The sequence below is a fragment of the Pseudomethylobacillus aquaticus genome (assembly GCF_003730115.1).
GTDB classification, from domain to species: Bacteria; Pseudomonadota; Gammaproteobacteria; order Burkholderiales; family Methylophilaceae; genus Pseudomethylobacillus; species Pseudomethylobacillus aquaticus.
The window spans coordinates 81,027-99,831 of the sequence record NZ_RJVP01000004.1 but is presented as its reverse complement, the minus strand read 5'-3'; the positions used below and the strand labels follow the sequence as shown (position 1 = coordinate 99,831).

Genomic DNA, 18,805 nt, shown 5'->3' with positions numbered 1-18,805 from the left:
CATCAAATCATGTGATGTGGGCTTGCAGCAGCCCCATGCGGCAAAACGGCGCGGTATTGATGGCGCTGCTCATGCTGACCTCGCTGCTGGCAGGCAGCAGCCTGCTGGCGCAAAGCGTACAGCAGGCGCGGCTATACCAGCAGCACAAGACACGCAGCGCGCTCGCAGCGGCACAGCAGGCTTTGCTCAGCTATGCGGTTGACCTCAGCCCCGGCAGTTGTACCGGCAATTGTCCGCGGCCGGGCGACCTGCCCTGCCCGGACCTGGACGATGACGGAATCGCCGAACTCAGTTGTGGCAATGCGGCTGGTAGTCAGCAGTCCAGACGGCTGGGGCGCCTGCCCTGGCGCACACTGGGCCTGGACGACCTGCGCGATGGCAGCGGTGAGCGGCTATGGTATGCGGTTTCCAATCGCTACAAGAACAGCACACGCGCCTTTCCGCTCAACGCGGATACGGCAGGCACCATCACGCTGTACCAGCAGCACGGTTACCGTTTGTATGACGCGAACCTTGCTCAAGGGCTGGTGGCAGTGATCCTGGCACCAGGCGCAGCACTGCAACGTATGGATGGCTTGCAGCAACAACGTGACAGCCTGCACAGCAACGACCCCAGCCACTACCTGGACAGCAATCGCCACGATGACAATGCCAGCTTCGTGGACGGCAGCAATGACGGCTTCGTGATGGCCGAACCGTCCTCTCATTTCAACGATGCGCTGGCGCTCATCACCCAGCCGCAGATCCAGCAGCGCATGCAACAACGCGTCGCCATGGAGGTCTCCCGCGCCTTGCTGGATTACTTCTGCGGCATGGGCAATAGCGATCATGTGGCTTCAAGCTGCCTGGGTACTGGCGGTGTGCGCTACCTGCCCGATGCTGCGGCCTTCAATGACAGCAGTTGCACAGGTACCGGCAGCCTGGCTGCCGGTCTGTGTCTGGCTGTCACGGACCAGGGGCGCATCGCCGCCCACGGGCTATCACCGGCCTGGGATAGCAACTCACTGCTGCGTGGTAGCAGCGTCAACAACTGGTTCCAGCAGAATGGCTGGCGCAACCAGATCTATTACGCACGTGCGCCAGCCTGTGGCGCCACCAGTCCCGACTGTAGCGGCAGCGGTGGCCTGCTCAACTTAAGCAATGCGTCGCGGCTGCCGCAAGACAACAAGATGGCGGTGGTGATCGCAGCAGGGCCTGCACTGCTCAACCAGTCACGTACTTCCATGCTGTCTCTGGATGCTTATCTGGAAGGTGAGAATGCCCTGCCAGATCAGCACTTCGAGCGCCGACGTTTGTCGGCTAGTGACTTCAATGACCTGGTCAGCAGCCTGCCCTGATGAGCACTTGTACACACAAACCGCAGCACGCAGTACAAGAAGGCTTCTCGCTGGTGGAAATGGCCATGGTGCTGGCCATGGTCGGTTTGTTGTTAGGCAGTATGAGCACACCGCTTAGCGCGATGCGGGACCAGGCCCACCAGCGGCAAACACGGCAGCAACTCAGCGAGGCTCACGACGCCCTGATCGGTTATGCCATCAGTCACGGCCACCTGCCCTGTCCCGCGATTTCCGCCCTGGATGGCAGCGAGGATCGTGATCCGGGCACGCTAGGCTGCAACAAGCGGATAGGCCTGCTGCCCTGGTCTGCATTAGGCATATCCGGACTGGACAGCTGGCAGCATCGCCTGGGCTACAGTGTCACCGCCGCTTATGCCGATGCGGCCAACCGCATCCATATCGGCAGCCTGGCCAACCGCGACATCACCCTGCGCACCCGCAACCCGTCGGGCACTCTGGTCAACCTCAGCAACAGCAACAACATCCCGGCGGTGGTGGTTTCACATGGTGCACGGGCGGGCGGCGCCTGGAACGCCGATGGCAGCAAGGTCGCCGACAGCAGCACCAGCAATAGCGACGAAGCAGTCAACAGCGATGGTGACGGCAGGGTCTATATATACCGTGTAGCCAGTGATAATCCGGACCAGCCTGGTGGTGAGTTTGACGATCTGCTGGTATGGTTATCCCCTCATCTTTACCTGAGTCGTGTGCTGGCCGCTGGTCAGTTGCCTTGAACCATGAACGATCAACAATTACTGCGTTACAGCCGCCACATCCTGCTGCCGCAGATCGGCTATGAAGGCCAGCAGCAACTGGTCAACAGCCATGCACTCATCCTGGGTGCAGGCGGCCTGGGCTCGCCTGTCGCACTGTATCTGGCGGCTGGGGGGGTGGGCACACTGACCATCTGTGATGACGACGTGGTGGACCTCACCAATCTGCAACGGCAGATCGTGCACAGTAGCGCCAGTGTGGGCATCAACAAGGCCGAATCGGCACGCGGCACCTTGCAGGCGATCAACCCGGAAGTACAAGTGAACGTGATCCGTGAGCGCTCGCCAGAAGCGGCGCTCGCCACACTGGTGGCAGCCGCGGATGTGGTGATCGACTGCAGCGATAATTTCAAGACACGCTATGCCCTGAACCGCGCCTGCGTCACGGCGCGCAAACCGCTGGTCTCCGGCGCCGCCATCAATTTTGAAGGCCAGGTCAGCGTATTCGACATGCGCAACGCCGAAAGCCCCTGCTACCACTGCCTGTTTCCGGACATGGGCAACGAAGAAGGCATGCGCTGTGCGGAGAACGGCGTCTTTGCCCCGCTGGTGGGCATGATAGGGACGACCCAGGCGGCTGAGGCCATGAAACTGCTGCTGGGCGTGGGAGATAGCCTGCAAGGCCGCTTGTTGCTGCTGGATGTGTTACAGATGGATTGGCGCACGATACGCCTGCATCGGGATGCGGATTGCCCGGTGTGTGCCTGCCGCGAAACAACATAATCACGTCCAAAACCAGGTCACTACGGTCTTACGCATTGGGCTGAAACACGCATTTTTGGTATGGCCGACGCAAACAGCAGGCCGGATCCTGCAATTCTTGCGCTAATGCCACGGCGCATCCTGCCGCATCGAACCAGGCCGTAAAAAATCATCAAGAATCTGAATTTAAACACTATTTTTTAATTAAAGCGCTACAAAACCAACTTGCCCCGCCCATGGACGGGGCTGGCATAGCCATTGCGCATGATGAGTGTTTTCATCATGGGGCATGGCATGCAGTCTATCCACACAACAACACAGCGTTCATCGGTGTTGCAGCAGTACTGCTTTATCAGCTATCTGCTTGTCCTTTTCATTATCGGGGATTCAATCCAGTTTTCCGCCGCCGCCACGCAGGGCATGAGCAGCTTGATCCTGTTGCTGATGACCTGGCTTTGCTATGGCGCCTATTTCATGCTGCCAGCAGCATTGATCATCAGCCTGGCAGCAATGCTGGGACGATATTGCTCAAGGCGTTCCTGCGCCTCGCTGACAGCAGCAGTCGCAATACTCGCTACCACGCTGACCAGCCTGCTGCTGCATGCTAAGGCCAAGATCCATGCGCTGTATGGGATGTTCATCAACGGATTCATCGTCAACCTGTTGATAACCCCGGGCGGCCTTGGTTCTCTAGGAGGAAGCGAAGCCTCCAACATCGGGTTCGCGCTGATCGCTGTAGGCTTTGTGCTCATGCATACGCTGTTGTGGTGGGCTATATACAGGCTGAATGGGACAACTCAACTCGCTCCATTCCTTAGTGCATGTCGCCATACCCTAGCCCATAAACGCCTGCTGACTTGGCGTCCATCAAAGCGGTTTGTGCTGTTGGCCCTTGCCGTAGCCAGCCTGACGGTGCATGGCGCTTACGCGACTCAGGAAGCCTTTAACCGTGTACAGCAGAATATGCTGATGGAAAGTGTGCCGTTCTTTCAGCCGGTAACGGCACGCAGTTTCTTTAGAAAGATGGGCTACGAGCTGAGCAGCAGTCCCAACCTCAAGCTGGGCTCCCGCCTGCATTACCCCAAGCAGCCACTGAGCCTGACTATGTCCGCCCAAGCTTACAACATCGTCTGGCTGACCTCGGAGTCCTGGCGCGCTGACATGCTGAATCCGCAGGTCATGCCTGCCACTTCCACATTTGCCAGCAAAGCACAGCGCTTCAACCACCACTTCAGCGGTGGCAACGGTACACGCATGGGGGTGTTTTCCATGTTTACAGGCCTGCCCGGCAATTACTGGTTCCCGTTCAAGGAAGATCAGCGCAGTGCCGCGCTGCTGGATGTGCTGCAACAGCAACACTATCAGATGCGGCTTTTCACCAGCGCCGACTTCAGCTACCCCGAGTTTGATCGCGCATTGTTCAGCAAGGTACCGGCCTCGCAGCTAAAAGCGAATGGCTACTCGGGTTTGGCGGGCTGGCAGAATGACAGACAAAATGTGACCGACATGCTGGAGTTCATTGACCAGCGTGACCCGCAGCGTCCGTTCTTCTCGTTCATGTTTTTTGAATCACCGCACGCGCGCTATTACTTCCCGCCTGAAAGCGCCATCCGCAAACCCTACCGCGATGACATCAATTATGCGACGCTGAGCCGCAAAGAGCTGCGTGCGGACATGGGCCTGATCAAGAACCGTTATGTCAATGCAGTGCACCACCTGGATAGCCAGTTTGCACGGGTATTCGAGCATCTTGAGCAGAAGGGCTTACTGGAAACCACCATCGTCGTGGTGGTTGGCGATCATGGAGAAGAATTCATGGAACATGGCTTCTGGGGCCACAACTCCACGTTTGTCGATGAACAGATACGCACACCGCTGCTGGTGTATCTGCCCGGCAAAAAAGGCCAGACGCATGAGCACATGACCAGTCATATGGACATCGTGCCGACCCTGATGCCTTTGCTGGGTGTCAACAACCCGGTTGCGGATTACGCGCTGGGGCAGAACCTGCTGAAAGCGGATCGTCAGTACACCTATGTTTCCGACTGGAATCGCATCGCCTATGTGGATGCCAACGCGAAAATGGTGATGAACGTCACTGGCACCACGGGCAACTACGCCACGGGCAGTGATGACCACGCACTCAGCATGCAACAACAACGTGCATTAACGCAACGGTCCAGGCCCATCATCATGCAGACGATGCAGGACCTGAACCGCTTTCTGGATAAATGAGCGCGTTCTGAATTAAGAGCGCACCCTTAGTTCTTGCCGCCAGGGCCAGCCAGATACCAGACGATGAGGCCAAGCACAGGGAAGAAGATCACGCCCAGGATCCACAGGATCTTGGGTAAGGTTTCCGCCGAGCTTTGAGCGATTTTGATGATCGCGTAGATATCGGCGATCAGAATCAGTAAACCGAGCAATGAGGACATGCAGTTCTCCTGTTATTTGCCGCCAGTCAAGGCTTTGACGGCGTTGATGATATCGCCTGGCATCACGACGATCTTGCTGTTTTCCGAAACGGAAATCTTTTGCATGGCCTGGATATAGCGGTCACCGAGCAGGAAGGTGGCCGAGTTGGCATGCTCATGCACCATGCTGGAGATGAGGCGTATGGATTCCGCCGAAGCTTCAGCGGCTACTTTCTGTGCTTCAGCGTCTTTACGCGCCGCTTCCAGACGCGCTTCTGCATTCAGGATGATGGCCTGCTTCTCGCCTTCGGAACGCGTCACCAGCGCCACGCGCTCACGCTCTGCCGAGGCCTGCATCTCCATGGCCTGCTGCATATTGGGTGAGGGTTTGATGTCCTGGATCTCGACCGATTTCACCGTCAGGCCCCAGTCCGCGGCCTCGTCCGCAATGGAGGCTTTCAGCTCGGCCTTGATACGGTCACGCGAGGTCAGCGCCTGATTCAGGTCCATGCCACCGATGATGGAACGCAGGCTGGTCTGCACCATGTTGCGCATGGCTTCCGCGAAATTATCGATGCCATACACTGCGCGCTCGATATTGGTCACCTTGATGAAGGCCACGGCATTGGCCAGGATCACCGCGTTGTCCTTGGTGATGACTTCCTGCTGCGGGATCTCCAGGATGATGTCCTTGGTGGTGACTTTGTAGCTCACCTTGCTGAACACCGGATTGATCACGTGCAGGCCGGGCGTGATCACGGCGCTGAATTTGCCCAGCCGTTCCACCACCCACTCCTCACCCTGCGGCACGATGCGTATGCCCTTCCAGATCAGGATGAACACGGGGATCAGCAGTACAAACATGAATTCGGTCATGATGGTTCCTTAATGAGCGCTGCCTGTGGCAGGCATGTTCAATGGCCAGTCGCGCGCACGCGCAAGGTGTTACCTTCTACCGCGACGATCTCGGCTTCCGTCCCCACCGCGAGCGGCTGGTCCGCGATGGCGGCCCATACACGGCTCCCCATCACGCCCTGAGCGAACTGGATACTTCCAGCCTGACGCGGGCTGACCGCCTCGATGATGATGCCGGTACGGCCTACCTCGTCCCCACGCGATTGCCCCACACGCAGATCCCCTGCGGCAGACTTCTTGTAATTGAGCTTCCAGATCGCCAGCGAGCCTATGGACAGTGCCGCAAACATGAACAGCTGGGCAGACAAAGGCAGACCGGGCAAGGCCCACATCGCCCCACTCAGGCACAGGGCGGCAATACCAAACCACAGGATGTACAAGGTGCCGGTGGCCATTTCAAGCGCCAACAACACCAGGCCCAGCACCCCCCAGCTCCAGATCGGTTCCAATTCAGTCTCCCAGGCTTGCAATACGTTTCAGGTCCAGATTCAAAACAAGCGGTTCACTGCTGTCATGCTAGCAGATTTTTTCGAAATGGAACCGCCGCATGGACGCATGCTCAAAGCGGGGTATGTCCTCCCCCATCCACATCGTCTGGTTCAAGCGTGATCTGCGCATCCACGACCACGCGCCACTTGCCGAAGCCTGCCGTGCCGGTCCGGTACTCGCCCTGTTCGCCTGGGAACCCAGTGTGCTGGCTGGCGCGGATTATGCACAACAACATGCGCAGTTCGCCGAGGAATGCCTGAATGCACTGCGCGGTGATCTCGCCCAGCTCGGGCTGCCCCTGCTGGTGTGGCCGCGCGGCATGGTGGATGCCTTGCAGCAGTTGCGCCGTCATGTGCAGATCGCTGGACTGTGGAGCCATGAGGAGACCGGCAACGATGCCACATTTAGCGTGGACAAAGCGGTGGCTACCTGGTGTCGCACGCATGGCACGCACTGGAATGAATACCCTCAGCATGGCGTGGTGCGCCGCCTGGCTGACCGCAACCGCTGGAACGGCCTGTGGGAGCAGCGCATGCGTGCCGCACAATACCAGCTGCCCACGCAGGTATGCGCTGCTGTGATCCCGGCCAGCCTGCTGCACAACACCGTACCACGACCACAGGCTGCAGGCACCGATAAACCGCGCCGCCAGACCGGAGGCCGTCAGCCTGCCATCGCACTGCTGGAGGATTTTCTCGACGGCCGCGCTGCGCGTTACCGGCCTTGCATGTCCAGCCCGCTGACCGCAAGCAGCGCCTGTTCACGCTTATCCCCTTATCTGGCCTGGGGCACGCTGAGCATGCGCGAACTGGTACAAGCTACACGCCAGCGCCGCATCGCCCTGAAACTGCAGGACTCGGCCGCACCCAGAGGCCTGTCTGCCGGGCTGACCGCATTCGAAAGCCGTCTGCACTGGCATTGTCATTTCATGCAGAAGCTGGAATCGGAACCAGCGCTGGAATTCCACAATCTGCACCGTGCTCATGACACCCTGCGCGCAGCCGAACCCAGCAGCATGGAGCAGCAGCAACGCCTGCGCGCCTGGACGCGCGGCGAGACCGGCTGGCCACTGGTGGATGCCTGCATGGCCATGCTGCGCCAGACCGGCTGGATCAACTTCCGCATGCGCGCCATGCTGATGAGCAGCGCGTCTTACCTGTACTGGCTGCACTGGCGCATCCCAGGCCTGCATCTGGCACGCGAATTCACCGACTACGAACCGGGCATCCATTGGCCACAGGTACAGATGCAGTCCGGTACCACGGGCATCAACGCCTTGCGCATCTACAACCCCATCAAGCAGGCCCATGACCAGGACCCCAGCGGCGCGTTCGTGCGCCACTGGCTGCCTGCGCTGCGCCAGGTGCCGGATAGCTGGATCTTTGAACCCTGGCATATGCCAGCGGCGCTGCAATTACGCACGGGCTGCGTGATCGGCCGCGACTACCCGGCCCCGCTGCTGGATGTGGAAACCGCCACCCGCGAGGCCCGCGCACGCATTTTGGCGGTACGCCAGCAACTGGAAGCACGCCAGCAAGCGCGCGAGGTGGTACACAAGCATGCCTCGCGCAAAGGCATGCCGGGCAGCGCACGGGACGCGCAAGGCAAAGAGGTCGCCGCACGCCGTGGACGCAAAACCAACCATCATCAACTGGACCTGTTCTGAATCATGGCCACACCACTCACACTCCCTCATGACCACCAGGAACGACTGACCTTGATACGCCAGACCTTTCCGGACGCCACCGGCCCGGACCTGGCAGACCACTGGCGTGGGGGGCGGCTTGCTGCGCTCAGCACGCTGGCCACCGTGGATGGTATCGCCTACGGGCGTAGCCGCAATTTCCTGGATGGCGCGGTGACACGCCTGTCCCCTTACCTGCGCCATGGCTGCATCACCCTGAACGAGGCCATCAAGGCGGTCAAACTCAAGCACGGCACACGCGCCGAGAAACTGTTGTTCGAATTCGCCTGGCGTGACTACTGGCGGCAGGTGTGGACCATGCAGGGCGACACCATACGCTCCGATATGGAGTCACCCAAAGTGGCGGTGGGCCGCGCGCCAATCCCCGCGGATGTGCTGGCGGGCGAGACCGGCTTGCCATGCATGGACGCTTTCATCAGCGACCTCGTCAACGACGGCTATGTGCATAACCATGCCCGCATGTGGTTCGCGGCCTACCTGCTGCACTGGCGCAAGGTGGACTGGCGGGCGGCAGCGGACTGGTACGAAGCGCAGCTGCTGGACGGCGACATCGCCTCCAACAGCCTGTCCTGGCAATGGGTGGCCTCCACCTTCGGCGCCAAACCCTACTACTTCAACAAAGAGAACCTGGAAAAATATAGCGCTGGCCGCTATTGCCAGGATTGCACCGCCCAATGCCCGTTCGATGCCAGTTACGAGGCGCTCAACCAGCGTCTGTTCGGCCCGTCACACGCACCAGCACGCCAGTATGCCGTGAAGGCGCTGCCTGGCATGAGCGCACCTGCTGGCAGCAAGACCACGGTGCTGGTGCACGACGAGATGCTGTCCCCCTTGCATCCGCTGCTGGCCGAGGCGGAACACGCCGTGTTCATCTTCGACCCGGCATTGCATGGACACTGGGCGCTGCACCGGCTGCAATTCATGGCGGATTGTCTGAGCGAGATGGAACAGGTGAGCGTGTGGGTGGGCGATACACGCGCCGTGTTGAGCGCACTGGATATAGGTGGCATCGTCACGCAAGCCTCACCGAACCGCGATCTGCAGCGCTTGCTGGCGAAATTCGCAGTGCACTGGGTGGCAGAAGAGCCGATCGCGGAGGTGCAACTACGTGCCAGCGACTTGAAACGCTTCTCGCGTTACTGGCAAAAAGTCGGCCCGCAACTGCTTGGCGACAGCCACTATCGCAAGCCCTGACCCGCGATGCGCTGGCTGCCCAGGCTGCCGACAGGCCGGGTGGCTGTGCTAAAATCGCGTCCTTATGACGACACCAAACACCCCCACTCATCCTGCCGCGCAGTCACTGGCAAAATCCTTTGAACCCAAAGAGATAGAAAGCCGCTGGTACCAGTTCTGGGAAAGCCGCGGCTACTACGCCGCAGGCGCTGACAGTAGCAAGCAGGACAACTTCTGCATCCTGCTACCACCACCTAATGTGACTGGCACGCTGCACATGGGCCACGGCTTCAACCAGACCCTGATGGACACGCTGACGCGCTATCACCGCATGCGCGGTGCCAACACCTTGTGGCAACCGGGTACCGACCATGCGGGTATCGCCACGCAGATCGTGGTGGAACGCCAGCTTGATGCGCAGGGCATCAGCCGCCATGAACTGGGACGCGAGAAATTCCTGGAGAAAGTCTGGGAATGGAAGGAATACTCCGGCGGCACCATCACCCAGCAGATGCGCCGTCTGGGCACCTCGCCGGACTGGAGCCGCGAGCGCTTCACCATGGACGCCGGCCTCAACAAGGTGGTCACCGACAGTTTCGTGCGCCTGTACAACGAAGGCCTGATCTACCCTGGCAAACGCCTGGTGAACTGGGACGTGAAGCTGGGCACGGCGGTCTCTGACCTGGAAGTGTTGCAGGAGGAAGAAGACGGCCATCTGTGGCACATCAATTACCCGCTGGTCGAGGCCGACACGGTCAAGGGCCTGACGCACCTGACCGTGGCCACTACCCGCCCGGAAACCATGCTGGGCGATGTGGCCGTGATGGTGCATCCTGAAGATGAGCGTTATCAGCACCTGATAGGCAAATCCGTGCAGCTGCCATTGTGCAGTCGTAGCATCCCGGTCATCGCGGATGATTATGTAGACCGCGAATTCGGTACCGGCGTGGTCAAGGTCACGCCTGCGCATGATTTCAACGACTATGCCGTTGGGCATCGCCATGGCCTGTCCATGATCAGCATCCTGACGCTGGACGGACACATCAACGAAGCCGCACCAGCCCCATATCAGGGTATAGAACGTTTCGCGGCACGCAAGCAGGTGGTGGCTGACCTAGAAGCGATTGACGCGCTGGAAAAGACCGAGAAACACAAACTCAAGGTGCCACGTGGCGACCGTACCGGTGTGGTCATCGAACCCATGCTCACCGACCAGTGGTTCGTGGCCATGAGCAAGCCAGGCGCGGATGGCAAGAGCATCACCGAAAAAGCGCTGGAGGTGGTTGCTAATGGCGAGATCCAGTTCGTGCCGGAAAACTGGGTCAATACCTACAACCAGTGGCTCAATAACATCCAGGATTGGTGTATCTCGCGTCAACTGTGGTGGGGTCACCAGATCCCGGCCTGGTATAGCGAGGATGGCAAGGTGTACGTGGCGCACGACGAGGCTGAAGCGAAGGCGTTGGCTGCCAAGGATGGCTATACCGGTGCCCTTACACGCGACAACGATGTACTGGACACATGGTTCTCCTCGGCGTTATGGCCGTTCTCCACGCTGGACTGGACCGGCGACGCGGCCACGGATGCCCATAACCAGATGCTGCAACAGTATCTGCCTTCCTCCGTGCTGGTCACCGGCTTCGACATCATCTTCTTCTGGGTGGCGCGCATGGTCATGATGACCAAGCACCTGACCGGCAAGATCCCGTTCAAGCATGTGTATGTGCACGGCCTTATCCGCGATGCGGAAGGCCAGAAGATGAGCAAATCCAAGGGCAATGTGCTGGACCCGATCGATCTGATCGACGGCATCGCGCTGGATGCGCTGATCAAGAAGCGCACCACCGGCCTCATGAACCCCAAGCAGGCGGAGCAGATCGAAAAGCGCACGCGCAAGGAATTCCCGGAAGGCATCCCGGCGTTCGGCACCGACGCGCTGCGCTTCACCTTCGCCTCGCTGGCCAGCCCCGGCCGCGACATCAAGTTCGACCTGCAGCGCTGCGAAGGCTACCGCAATTTCTGCAACAAGCTGTGGAACGCCACGCGCTTCGTGCTGATGAACTGTGTGAATGAAGACGGCTCGCCGCAAGACAACGGTCTGGAAGAATGCCGTGATGGCTATCTGGAGTTCTCGCAGGCCGACCGCTGGATCGTCAGCCAGCTGCAGCGCACTGAAGCCGAGGTGGAACGTGCGTTCAGCGAGTACCGCTTCGACCTGGCCGCCAAAGCCATCTACGAATTCGTGTGGGACCAGTATTGCGACTGGTATCTGGAGCTGGCCAAAGTGCAGCTGCAACAGGGCAGCGCAGCACAGCAACGTGCCACACGCCGCACCCTGCTGCGCGTGCTGGAGACCATGCTGCGTCTGGCGCATCCCATCATGCCGTTCATCACCGAAGAGATCTGGCAGACCGTAGGCCCGCTGAGTGGCCGCGACCTCCATAGCCCAGGCCCCAGCATCATGCTGCAAGCCTACCCGGTCAGCCAGCCCGGCAAGATCGACACGCAGGCCGAAGCCTGGGTGGCCACGCTCAAAGCCGCGGTCGATGCCTGCCGCAGCCTGCGTGGCGAGATGGGCGTTTCCCCCGCACAACGCGTGCCGCTGATCGCCGCTGGCGATGCAGCACAGCTTAGCCACTATGCGCCTTACATCAAGGCACTGGCCAAGCTGGCCGAGGTAGAGATCCTGGCTGACCTGCCGGAAGCCGATGCGCCGGTAGCGCTGGCGGGCGATTTCAAGCTCATGCTCAAGATCGAGATCGACGTGGCCGCAGAGAAGGAACGCCTGGGCAAGGAAGTGGTGCGGCTGCAAGGCGAGATCGCAAAAGCGCAGGCCAAACTGGGCAACGAAGGCTTTGTCGCACGTGCTCCAGCAGCAGTGGTGGAACAGGAGAAGGCGCGCCTGGCCGAGTTCAGCACCACGCTGGAAAAGTTGCAGGCGCAGCTGGCCAAACTGAAATAAACGGACGCTGCTGACAAAAACGGGGGGCTGCAATGCGGCACCCCGTTTTGCTATGAGTAACTCTGCGCGTTCACACTATGAACTCTGCGGGTTAATTTTGCGTTCAACGTCAAGCGGCGTCAGTGCTTATGACGCGCTGGCTTGAGGCGCCGCACAGCCGCAGCGGTGGCAGAACTTGGCAAAGGCGCTTTTACGCGCCTGGCACTGTGTGCAATGATCATGCAGGCCAATGCCGCAATGCGGACAAAAGTCGATGCTGGCGTCTTTCAGATCCACCTGACGCTCACAACCAGGACACAGCTGTTTGGCCAGCCGTGCCAGGGCGATGTCGTAACTCAGCTCCACGCGGCGCTGCGCATCCGGCAATTGCTCGGCCAGCTTCTGCTTCTCCAGATACGCATTCAAGGCGATGATGGCCTGACGCCCGATCACCACGGTCAACACGATCCCCACCAGATAGCGCACGTAGCCGCCGTAACTGGGCAGATAAGGCACCAGCTCGACGAAAAAGGCGAACAGCGCGAACAGGATGAAGCCCCAGACAAACGGCCAATAGGCCGTTTTGCGCTTTTTGGCGAACAACCAGGCGGCGATCATCAGCAAAGGCAAGGTCAGCATCAGCCGGTACAGGAATACCTGGATCTCCTGATGGCGCCACTGCTGGTCCAGCTTTTTCTGTGCAGCCTGCTCCAGCACCGCCAACTTGTCCTGCAAGGCCTGCTGCGCTTGTTCAGCTTGATCCTGCTGCTGGCTCAGCGCATCCACCTCGGCCAGACGCTGACGTTGCTGCTGCTTGAGGCTATCCAGTGCCTGGGTGCGCTGGATCAGCGCCTCATCCTGGGAAGCTTGTTCGGTGGCACTGCGTGTCGCCAACCAGTTATTGAAACTGGCATAGGCGGTGTTGTAGTCATTATTGGCAGTATCCAGACGGATCTGCGCCTGATGGGCTTGTTCGTTGAGATCAGTGCGTGATTGCTGCGCCTGCTTGAGTGCATCACGCAGCTCCCCGGCAGCAGGCTGTTGGATGAAATCGTCCAGACGATAATCACGCGTGACGTGCGGCAAATCACCGATGATGGTGCCACCCAGGCCGATCAGGAAGCTGGCGAACACGATGGCGATGGTCCACAGGCCACGGTTGAACCACTTTTCTGACAAGCGCAGGCCTTTGCTCATGGCATCACACCCTTCTAGATAAACCAGTCAAACCGGATTCGATGGCACGCCAGCATGGTCGGCCTGACCACCGACTCGCAGCACCACCTTACAAACAGGCGGGCGGATGGCTCACGCAACACGCTTGCGGATATGGAAGATGAATTCCTTCTTGGGCACCGCTTCATTCTCTTGCATGGACAGCATCTCGTGGCCGGTCTGCTTGCAGAAAGCCTGAAAATCTTTCACCGAGCCAGGGTCGGTAGCCAGCACTTTGAGTACCTGACCCGCCGTGATCTCGGCCAGCCCCTTCTTGCAGCGCAGGATGGGCAGCGGGCAGTTGAGCCCACGCGCATCCAGTTCCTTATCAAACTCCATACCGTTTCCTACTTGCTGCCAAACGCATAACCGGCTTTACCCCAGGCCAGCACGCCACCGCGCAGGTTATATACCTGTTCACGGCCCTTGCTGGCCAGAAAGCTGGCCGCATGTGCGGAGCGGATACCACTATGACAATAGAACACCAGCGGCACATGCTCTGACAGCAGCGCTTCATGTTTCATGGGGATGTTGGCGAGCGTGATGTGCTGCGCGCCGGGGATGATGCCACGCGCGACTTCGTCGTCATTACGTACATCCACCAGCTGGATCTTTTGCACGGCGAGCAATTGATGCAACTGCTCGGCTTCGATTTCCTGATAAGCACTCATTAACTTGCTACCTTCATTTGATACTCTAGACTAGGCGCGTCGATCGGAACCTGCACCGGATCGACGGCTCATACATGAGTAAGGTTTTTATCGTATTTTAATCGCTTGATTATAACCCCAAGCCCCACATGCTGCGCTGACCGGCTTGGACTGGAACAGGAGTGTACACATGCAAACAGTATTGATCACCGGCGCGAATCGCGGCCTGGGACTGGAATTCGTACGGCAATACACAGCAGATGGCTGGCTGGTCCACGCCTGTTGCCGGCAGCCAGCGCAGGCCCACGCGCTGAGCGAACTGGTCGGCCAGCATCCTGACCTCATTAAACTGCACGCAGTCGATGTGGCCGATCATGCACAGATAGACCGGCTTGCCAGCACACTTTCCACACAGGCTGTGGATGTGCTGATCAACAACGCTGGCATCTATGCCGACACCCATGACCGCCGCTTCGGCCACACCGATTATGCAGCTTGGGCAGATGCATTCCGCATCAACAGCATGGCACCTCTGAAAATGGCCGAGGCGTTCCACCACCATCTGCTGCGTGGCAAGGCCAGAACCATCGCCACCATCACCAGCAAAATGGGCAGCATCGCGGATAACGGTAGCGGCGGCAATTATCTGTACCGCTCCAGCAAGACAGCAGTGAACATGGTGGTGAAAAGCCTGGCGCTGGACCTGGCAAACGACGGCATCAAAGCGGTGCTACTGCACCCGGGCTGGGTGCTGACCGACATGGGTGGCCCGAACGCACTGATCACGCCCGAGCAAAGTGTCACCGGCATGCGCGGCATCATCGCCAACTTGCATGCTGACGACTCAGGCAGCTTCTTCGCTTACGATGGAAAAGCGGTGCCTTGGTAAACCAGCTAATATGAGTTAACCAGAAAACAAAAAGGGTTTAGTCCGAAGACTAAACCCTTTTAGAACCTGGTGGTGTAGTTTAACAGAAAACCAAACCCACATATCAGCAGTCTCTCAGCCCCGGTCGGAAGCCTTGAGACCCTCGCGCGATTCCGGGGAAGGATTTCGCGCAACCGCACATGCCCATGATTGTAAGTTCAGAGAGGCCGATTGGCACTCGCAGTTGCCACGACTGCCGGGGAATCTCGGGGCCGCAACTTGGCTTTCCTCTCGTTTGTCGCCGTAATGCCCGGCACGAACGACGAAAGGAAATGCCATGCAAACCGAACCCGCCTTCACCGAAACGGAGCTCGCACGTCGGTGGAACGTCAGCATCAAGACCCTGCAGCGCTGGCGTAGCGAAGAACGCGGCCCGCCGTACATCAAGCTGTCAAAGGCCATCCGCTATCCAGTCGATGAGATCGTCACCTATGAGCAGGCGATCCGCCAGGGCATGTCCAACGAAGTGCCGCTGCCATCCTTGAACGACGCGCAGCTCGTTGTCGAATCTCCCGCGCCCGCCGCCCCCGAACCAAAGCGGTACTACTTGAGCGAGGCCTTCGCACTCATCGCGCAGTACGGCAGTCTTGAAGCGGCCGAGGCCGCGCTGACGGAGGCGCGCGATGAAGCCCAAGGTTGATGCCAACAAGCAGGGCGTTGCGCCCAGCCCGGATGAGCCAGTCATCACGTATCCGGTCCTCGATGAAAACCAGTTGTCCTCGAGGTGGAATCTCTCACCCAAGACGCTGCAAAAGTGGCGCTCGGAAGGAATCGGCCCGCCCGCCTGGCACCTCAACAGATCTGTCCGTTACCTTCTGATGGAGGTTGAAGCCTTCGAGCGCAAGGCTCGGGTCACTTGGAAATCCCCTGCCGGACGCCCGTTGTCCGAATCATCTCCCACAGCACGTGAAGATGCCATCGAGCAGATGATGCTGAAGCGGCCTGAACGCCGTGATCGGGTTTTTTACTCCGCCAAAGATGTGGTCGACATCACTGGCTTGCCCGGTTACTGGATTCACCAGAATCAGGAACGCCTGCGGCTCGGCATTCCGTTCTACCGGATCGCAAACGGTGACGTCATCCGCTTCAGCATCGAGGAACTCTTCCTCTGGGAGATGCATCACCTGCGCCCATGCCGGTACCCGATGAAAGGGAATGCTGATGCCCCGTAGTTGGGGTGGGCCGTGGCGAAGTGTGTTGTCATGCGTTCCGATATTTCGTTGATTAATTGAAATTGGAGAACAAATGGAACACACTCCATCAATGCTCTCCGAGACCCACACCCAGCGCATCCTTGATCTGGCCAGCCGGAGAGGGCTGCTACGTGCCAGCGATCTGGACGCCATCAGCTCGCCCCGGGTCATCCTGACGCGCATGACTGCAGCAGGACTGCTGGAACGGGTCGGGCGTGGTCTTTACCGTCTGCCAGGCGCACGGGTGACGGAATTTGAGAGTCTTGCCCTTGTCGCCACCAGGGTGCCACAAGCCGTGTTCTGCCTGCTCACCGCACTCCAGTTTCACGGGCTGACCACCCAACTACCGCGTCAAATATGGATCGCCATGCCACGCGGCAGCCACTCACCCCGGATCGACTATCCGCCGATCCGGATGGTTCAGATGGCCGGTAGCGCTCATCTGGCAGGCGTCGAAGAACACTTATGCAACGGGGTGAAGGTGCGGATCTACAGCCCGGCCAAGACCGTGGTCGATTGCTTCAAGCATCGCAACAAGATCGGTCTGGATGTGGCGCTGGAGGCCTTGAAAGACGCATGGAGGACGCGTAAGGCGTCCGCAGACGACCTGTGGCGCTACGCTCAGGATTGCCGCGTCGCCACCGTGATGCGCCCCTACATGGAAGCAGTCGCCCACGATTGACGCCACGGCCGCCGAGACGGGCGGGCTTCTCTTTGGTTTAAAAATTTGGTAGGATTAAGGTTGTTTTAAACCCAACCCAAGGAGGCGTCATGATTGCAGATCGCATTCGTCAAGCACGATTGGCGGCAGGTCTGACCCTTGGTGCGTTGGGCGAACAGGTGGGTGTTTCTCACACCGCCATCCAGAAGTACGAGAAGGGTCTGCTGACGCCGTCGTCGACTCAGCTGCTCAAGCTGGCCCGCGCCTGCGGCATTCGGACCGAATACTTCTTTCGCACGCATACGGTTGAACTGCTACAGCCCGAGTTCCGCAAGCTCTCGACCTTTGGCAAGACGGCGCAGGATGCGCTGAAGATCAAGGTCGTCGAGTTGGTGGAGAAGCGCGTGGAGTTGCTCGGCGCATTTCCCGAACTGCCGTTCCCGGCTTTTGCACCGCCCGCGAATCTGCCCGAGCACATCACCTCGCTGGATGAGATCGATGCGTTCTCGGATTCGGTCCGCAACGCTTGGCAGTTGGGGCTGAATCCGATTGCTGACCTCACCGACACCCTCGAAGGCCTTGGCTTGCTGGTCATCGTGGTCGATGAAGAGAACCCAGGCTTCTCTGGCTTGACGGCCAAGGCACGAACCGAAGATGACCGGGAGTATCCGGTCGTGGCTGTTTCCAAACGCTGGCCTGGTGATCGGCAGCGGTTCACGCTGGCGCATGAGCTGGGGCACCTGCTGCTCGAAGGGCGACTGGCTGACGGCATCAACGAGGAGAAAGCCTGCGACCGGTTCGCCGGTGCCTTCCTGGCTCCGCGTGTCGCGGTGTTGCAGTTGCTTGGGGCACAACGCCATGCGCTGGAATGGCAAGAGCTGTATGTGCTCAAGCACGAGTTCGGTCTGTCGATGACCGGATGGCTGCAGCGCGCCAAACAGTGTGGCGTGATCACCGAGGCGGCTCATCTCTCCATGTTCAAGCGGTTTTCGGCCAAGGGCTGGCGCAAGACCGAGCCTGGCCAGCCACTGCCGCAAGAGCATCCCCGACTGTTTGATCAATTGGTGTACCGCGCCTTGGCCGAGCAATACATTTCCGAAGGCAAGGCGGCGGAAATGCTGGGCATCCCGATGATGCGCTTCCACAAAGAACGCCAGCTGGAGTCATCGGATGCGGTTGCTCATCAGTGATGCGAACATCTTGATCGATATGGAAGCGGGAGCGTTGATGGAGACGCTCTTCCAGCTTCCGATGCAGTTCGGCATCCCTGATCTGCTGTACTACGAAGAAATTGAACCGGGCAGCCCTGGCCTTGAAGACCTGGGCTTGCAGGTCATGGAGGTCAACGGCGATTTCGTGGCGTATGCCGAGCAGTTGCCAGGCCAGCACAACCATCTGCTTCCCGCGAAAAACGGTCCCAAGCCCAGTCACAACGACTACTTGGCACTGGCGCTTGCGAAGCAGGAGACCTGTACCTTGCTGACCGGCGACGCCAATTTGCGGATTGTTGCCAACAAGGAGCAGGTCAATGTCATGGGCACCATCGGGCTGCTGTGCGCCATGATCGAGAACCAGCTGCTGTCAGTCGACGACGCCTTCAAGGCACTTGACCGAATGAAGTCTGGCAAGCGACGGCTGCCCTGGCCGGAAGCCGAAAAAGTACTGAACGCGCTGCGTTGATCAGGTTTGCCATCGGCATACAACCATTG

General features: G+C 59.3%; 20 protein-coding genes. 14 read left to right on the top strand and 6 right to left on the bottom strand.

The features are described 5' to 3' along the window. The first annotated feature begins 35 nt into the window (after positions 1-35). The 5 genes from ED236_RS08535 to ED236_RS08520 all read left to right on the top strand — a co-directional run bounded on the left by ED236_RS08535 (position 36) and on the right by ED236_RS08520 (position 5,047). The gene (locus ED236_RS08535) at positions 36-1,337 is read left to right on the top strand and encodes a hypothetical protein (protein WP_148042274.1); all 1,302 of its coding nucleotides are present in this window, start codon (positions 36-38) and stop codon (positions 1,335-1,337) included. Beyond that, positions 1,337-2,071 carry a type II secretion system protein gene (locus ED236_RS08530; RefSeq protein ID WP_123237552.1) on the top strand — a complete coding sequence of 245 codons (735 nt, stop codon included), beginning with the start codon at positions 1,337-1,339 and terminating at the stop codon, positions 2,069-2,071. Before ED236_RS08535 ends, ED236_RS08530 begins: the two co-directional genes overlap by 1 nt. Positions 2,072-2,074: 3 nt before the next feature. After that, positions 2,075-2,833: a HesA/MoeB/ThiF family protein gene (locus ED236_RS08525; RefSeq protein ID WP_123237551.1), complete on the top strand. Its 759-nt coding sequence runs from the start codon at positions 2,075-2,077 to the stop codon at positions 2,831-2,833. Positions 2,834-3,048: 215 nt separating this feature from the next. Beyond that, positions 3,049-3,420: a hypothetical protein gene (locus ED236_RS12660; RefSeq protein ID WP_240032087.1), complete on the top strand. Its 372-nt coding sequence runs from the start codon at positions 3,049-3,051 to the stop codon at positions 3,418-3,420. 277 nt (positions 3,421-3,697) lie between these two features. After that, positions 3,698-5,047, top strand: coding sequence for a sulfatase-like hydrolase/transferase (locus ED236_RS08520; RefSeq protein ID WP_240032086.1), 1,350 nt, complete (start codon positions 3,698-3,700; stop codon positions 5,045-5,047). A 26-nt stretch (positions 5,048-5,073) separates the two neighbouring features. On the opposite strand, the gene ED236_RS08515 is transcribed toward ED236_RS08520, so the two are convergent. From ED236_RS08515 to ED236_RS08505, 3 genes are read right to left on the bottom strand one after another with little or no spacing between them, the layout of a single operon-like run. After that, the gene (locus tag ED236_RS08515; RefSeq protein WP_123237550.1) at positions 5,074-5,247 is read right to left on the bottom strand and encodes a PLD nuclease N-terminal domain-containing protein; all 174 of its coding nucleotides are present in this window, start codon (positions 5,245-5,247) and stop codon (positions 5,074-5,076) included. A gap of 12 nt (positions 5,248-5,259) precedes the next feature. Continuing rightward, a complete protein-coding gene (locus ED236_RS08510) occupies positions 5,260-6,102 on the bottom strand; it encodes an SPFH domain-containing protein (RefSeq protein ID WP_123237549.1) in 843 nt (280 codons plus the stop codon). A 38-nt stretch (positions 6,103-6,140) separates the two neighbouring features. After that, positions 6,141-6,590 (bottom strand): NfeD family protein, encoded by a 450-nt coding sequence (locus ED236_RS08505; protein WP_123237693.1) that lies wholly within the window; start codon positions 6,588-6,590, stop codon positions 6,141-6,143. A gap of 122 nt (positions 6,591-6,712) precedes the next feature. Here ED236_RS08505 and ED236_RS08500 point away from each other — a divergent pair, with 122 nt between their 5' ends. From ED236_RS08500 to ED236_RS08490, 3 genes are all read left to right on the top strand, one after another. Further along, the gene (locus ED236_RS08500; RefSeq protein WP_162299597.1) at positions 6,713-8,296 is read left to right on the top strand and encodes a cryptochrome/deoxyribodipyrimidine photo-lyase family protein; all 1,584 of its coding nucleotides are present in this window, start codon (positions 6,713-6,715) and stop codon (positions 8,294-8,296) included. A gap of 3 nt (positions 8,297-8,299) precedes the next feature. After that, a complete protein-coding gene (locus ED236_RS08495) occupies positions 8,300-9,529 on the top strand; it encodes an FAD-binding domain-containing protein (RefSeq protein WP_123237547.1) in 1,230 nt (409 codons plus the stop codon). A 64-nt stretch (positions 9,530-9,593) separates the two neighbouring features. Next, positions 9,594-12,470 (top strand): valine--tRNA ligase, encoded by a 2,877-nt coding sequence (locus ED236_RS08490; protein ID WP_123237546.1) that lies wholly within the window; start codon positions 9,594-9,596, stop codon positions 12,468-12,470. A gap of 126 nt (positions 12,471-12,596) precedes the next feature. On the opposite strand, the gene ED236_RS08485 is transcribed toward ED236_RS08490, so the two are convergent. The 3 genes from ED236_RS08485 to ED236_RS08475 all read right to left on the bottom strand — a co-directional run bounded on the left by ED236_RS08485 (position 12,597) and on the right by ED236_RS08475 (position 14,335). Then, positions 12,597-13,646, bottom strand: coding sequence for a zinc ribbon domain-containing protein (locus ED236_RS08485; protein WP_123237545.1), 1,050 nt, complete (start codon positions 13,644-13,646; stop codon positions 12,597-12,599). Positions 13,647-13,757: 111 nt separating this feature from the next. Continuing rightward, positions 13,758-14,003: a sulfurtransferase TusA family protein gene (locus tag ED236_RS08480; protein ID WP_123237544.1), complete on the bottom strand. Its 246-nt coding sequence runs from the start codon at positions 14,001-14,003 to the stop codon at positions 13,758-13,760. An 8-nt stretch (positions 14,004-14,011) separates the two neighbouring features. After that, entirely contained in the window at positions 14,012-14,335 is a 324-nt protein-coding gene (locus tag ED236_RS08475) for a rhodanese-like domain-containing protein (RefSeq protein ID WP_123237543.1), read from the bottom strand. A gap of 169 nt (positions 14,336-14,504) precedes the next feature. Here ED236_RS08475 and ED236_RS08470 point away from each other — a divergent pair, with 169 nt between their 5' ends. From ED236_RS08470 to ED236_RS08445, 6 genes are all read left to right on the top strand, one after another. Then, entirely contained in the window at positions 14,505-15,203 is a 699-nt protein-coding gene (locus ED236_RS08470) for an SDR family oxidoreductase (RefSeq protein WP_123237542.1), read from the top strand. Between the two features lie 316 nt (positions 15,204-15,519). Next, positions 15,520-15,882, top strand: coding sequence for a helix-turn-helix transcriptional regulator (locus tag ED236_RS08465; RefSeq protein WP_123237541.1), 363 nt, complete (start codon positions 15,520-15,522; stop codon positions 15,880-15,882). Then, a complete protein-coding gene (locus ED236_RS12570; protein WP_205125665.1) occupies positions 15,866-16,414 on the top strand; it encodes a MerR family transcriptional regulator in 549 nt (182 codons plus the stop codon). Before ED236_RS08465 ends, ED236_RS12570 begins: the two co-directional genes overlap by 17 nt. Before the next feature lie 73 nt (positions 16,415-16,487). Then, positions 16,488-17,117: a type IV toxin-antitoxin system AbiEi family antitoxin domain-containing protein gene (locus tag ED236_RS08455; protein ID WP_240032085.1), complete on the top strand. Its 630-nt coding sequence runs from the start codon at positions 16,488-16,490 to the stop codon at positions 17,115-17,117. Between the two features lie 89 nt (positions 17,118-17,206). After that, a complete protein-coding gene (locus ED236_RS08450) occupies positions 17,207-18,286 on the top strand; it encodes an XRE family transcriptional regulator (RefSeq protein WP_123237539.1) in 1,080 nt (359 codons plus the stop codon). Further along, the gene (locus tag ED236_RS08445; RefSeq protein WP_123237538.1) at positions 18,267-18,776 is read left to right on the top strand and encodes a PIN domain-containing protein; all 510 of its coding nucleotides are present in this window, start codon (positions 18,267-18,269) and stop codon (positions 18,774-18,776) included. Before ED236_RS08450 ends, ED236_RS08445 begins: the two co-directional genes overlap by 20 nt. Positions 18,777-18,805: the final 29 nt, after the last annotated feature.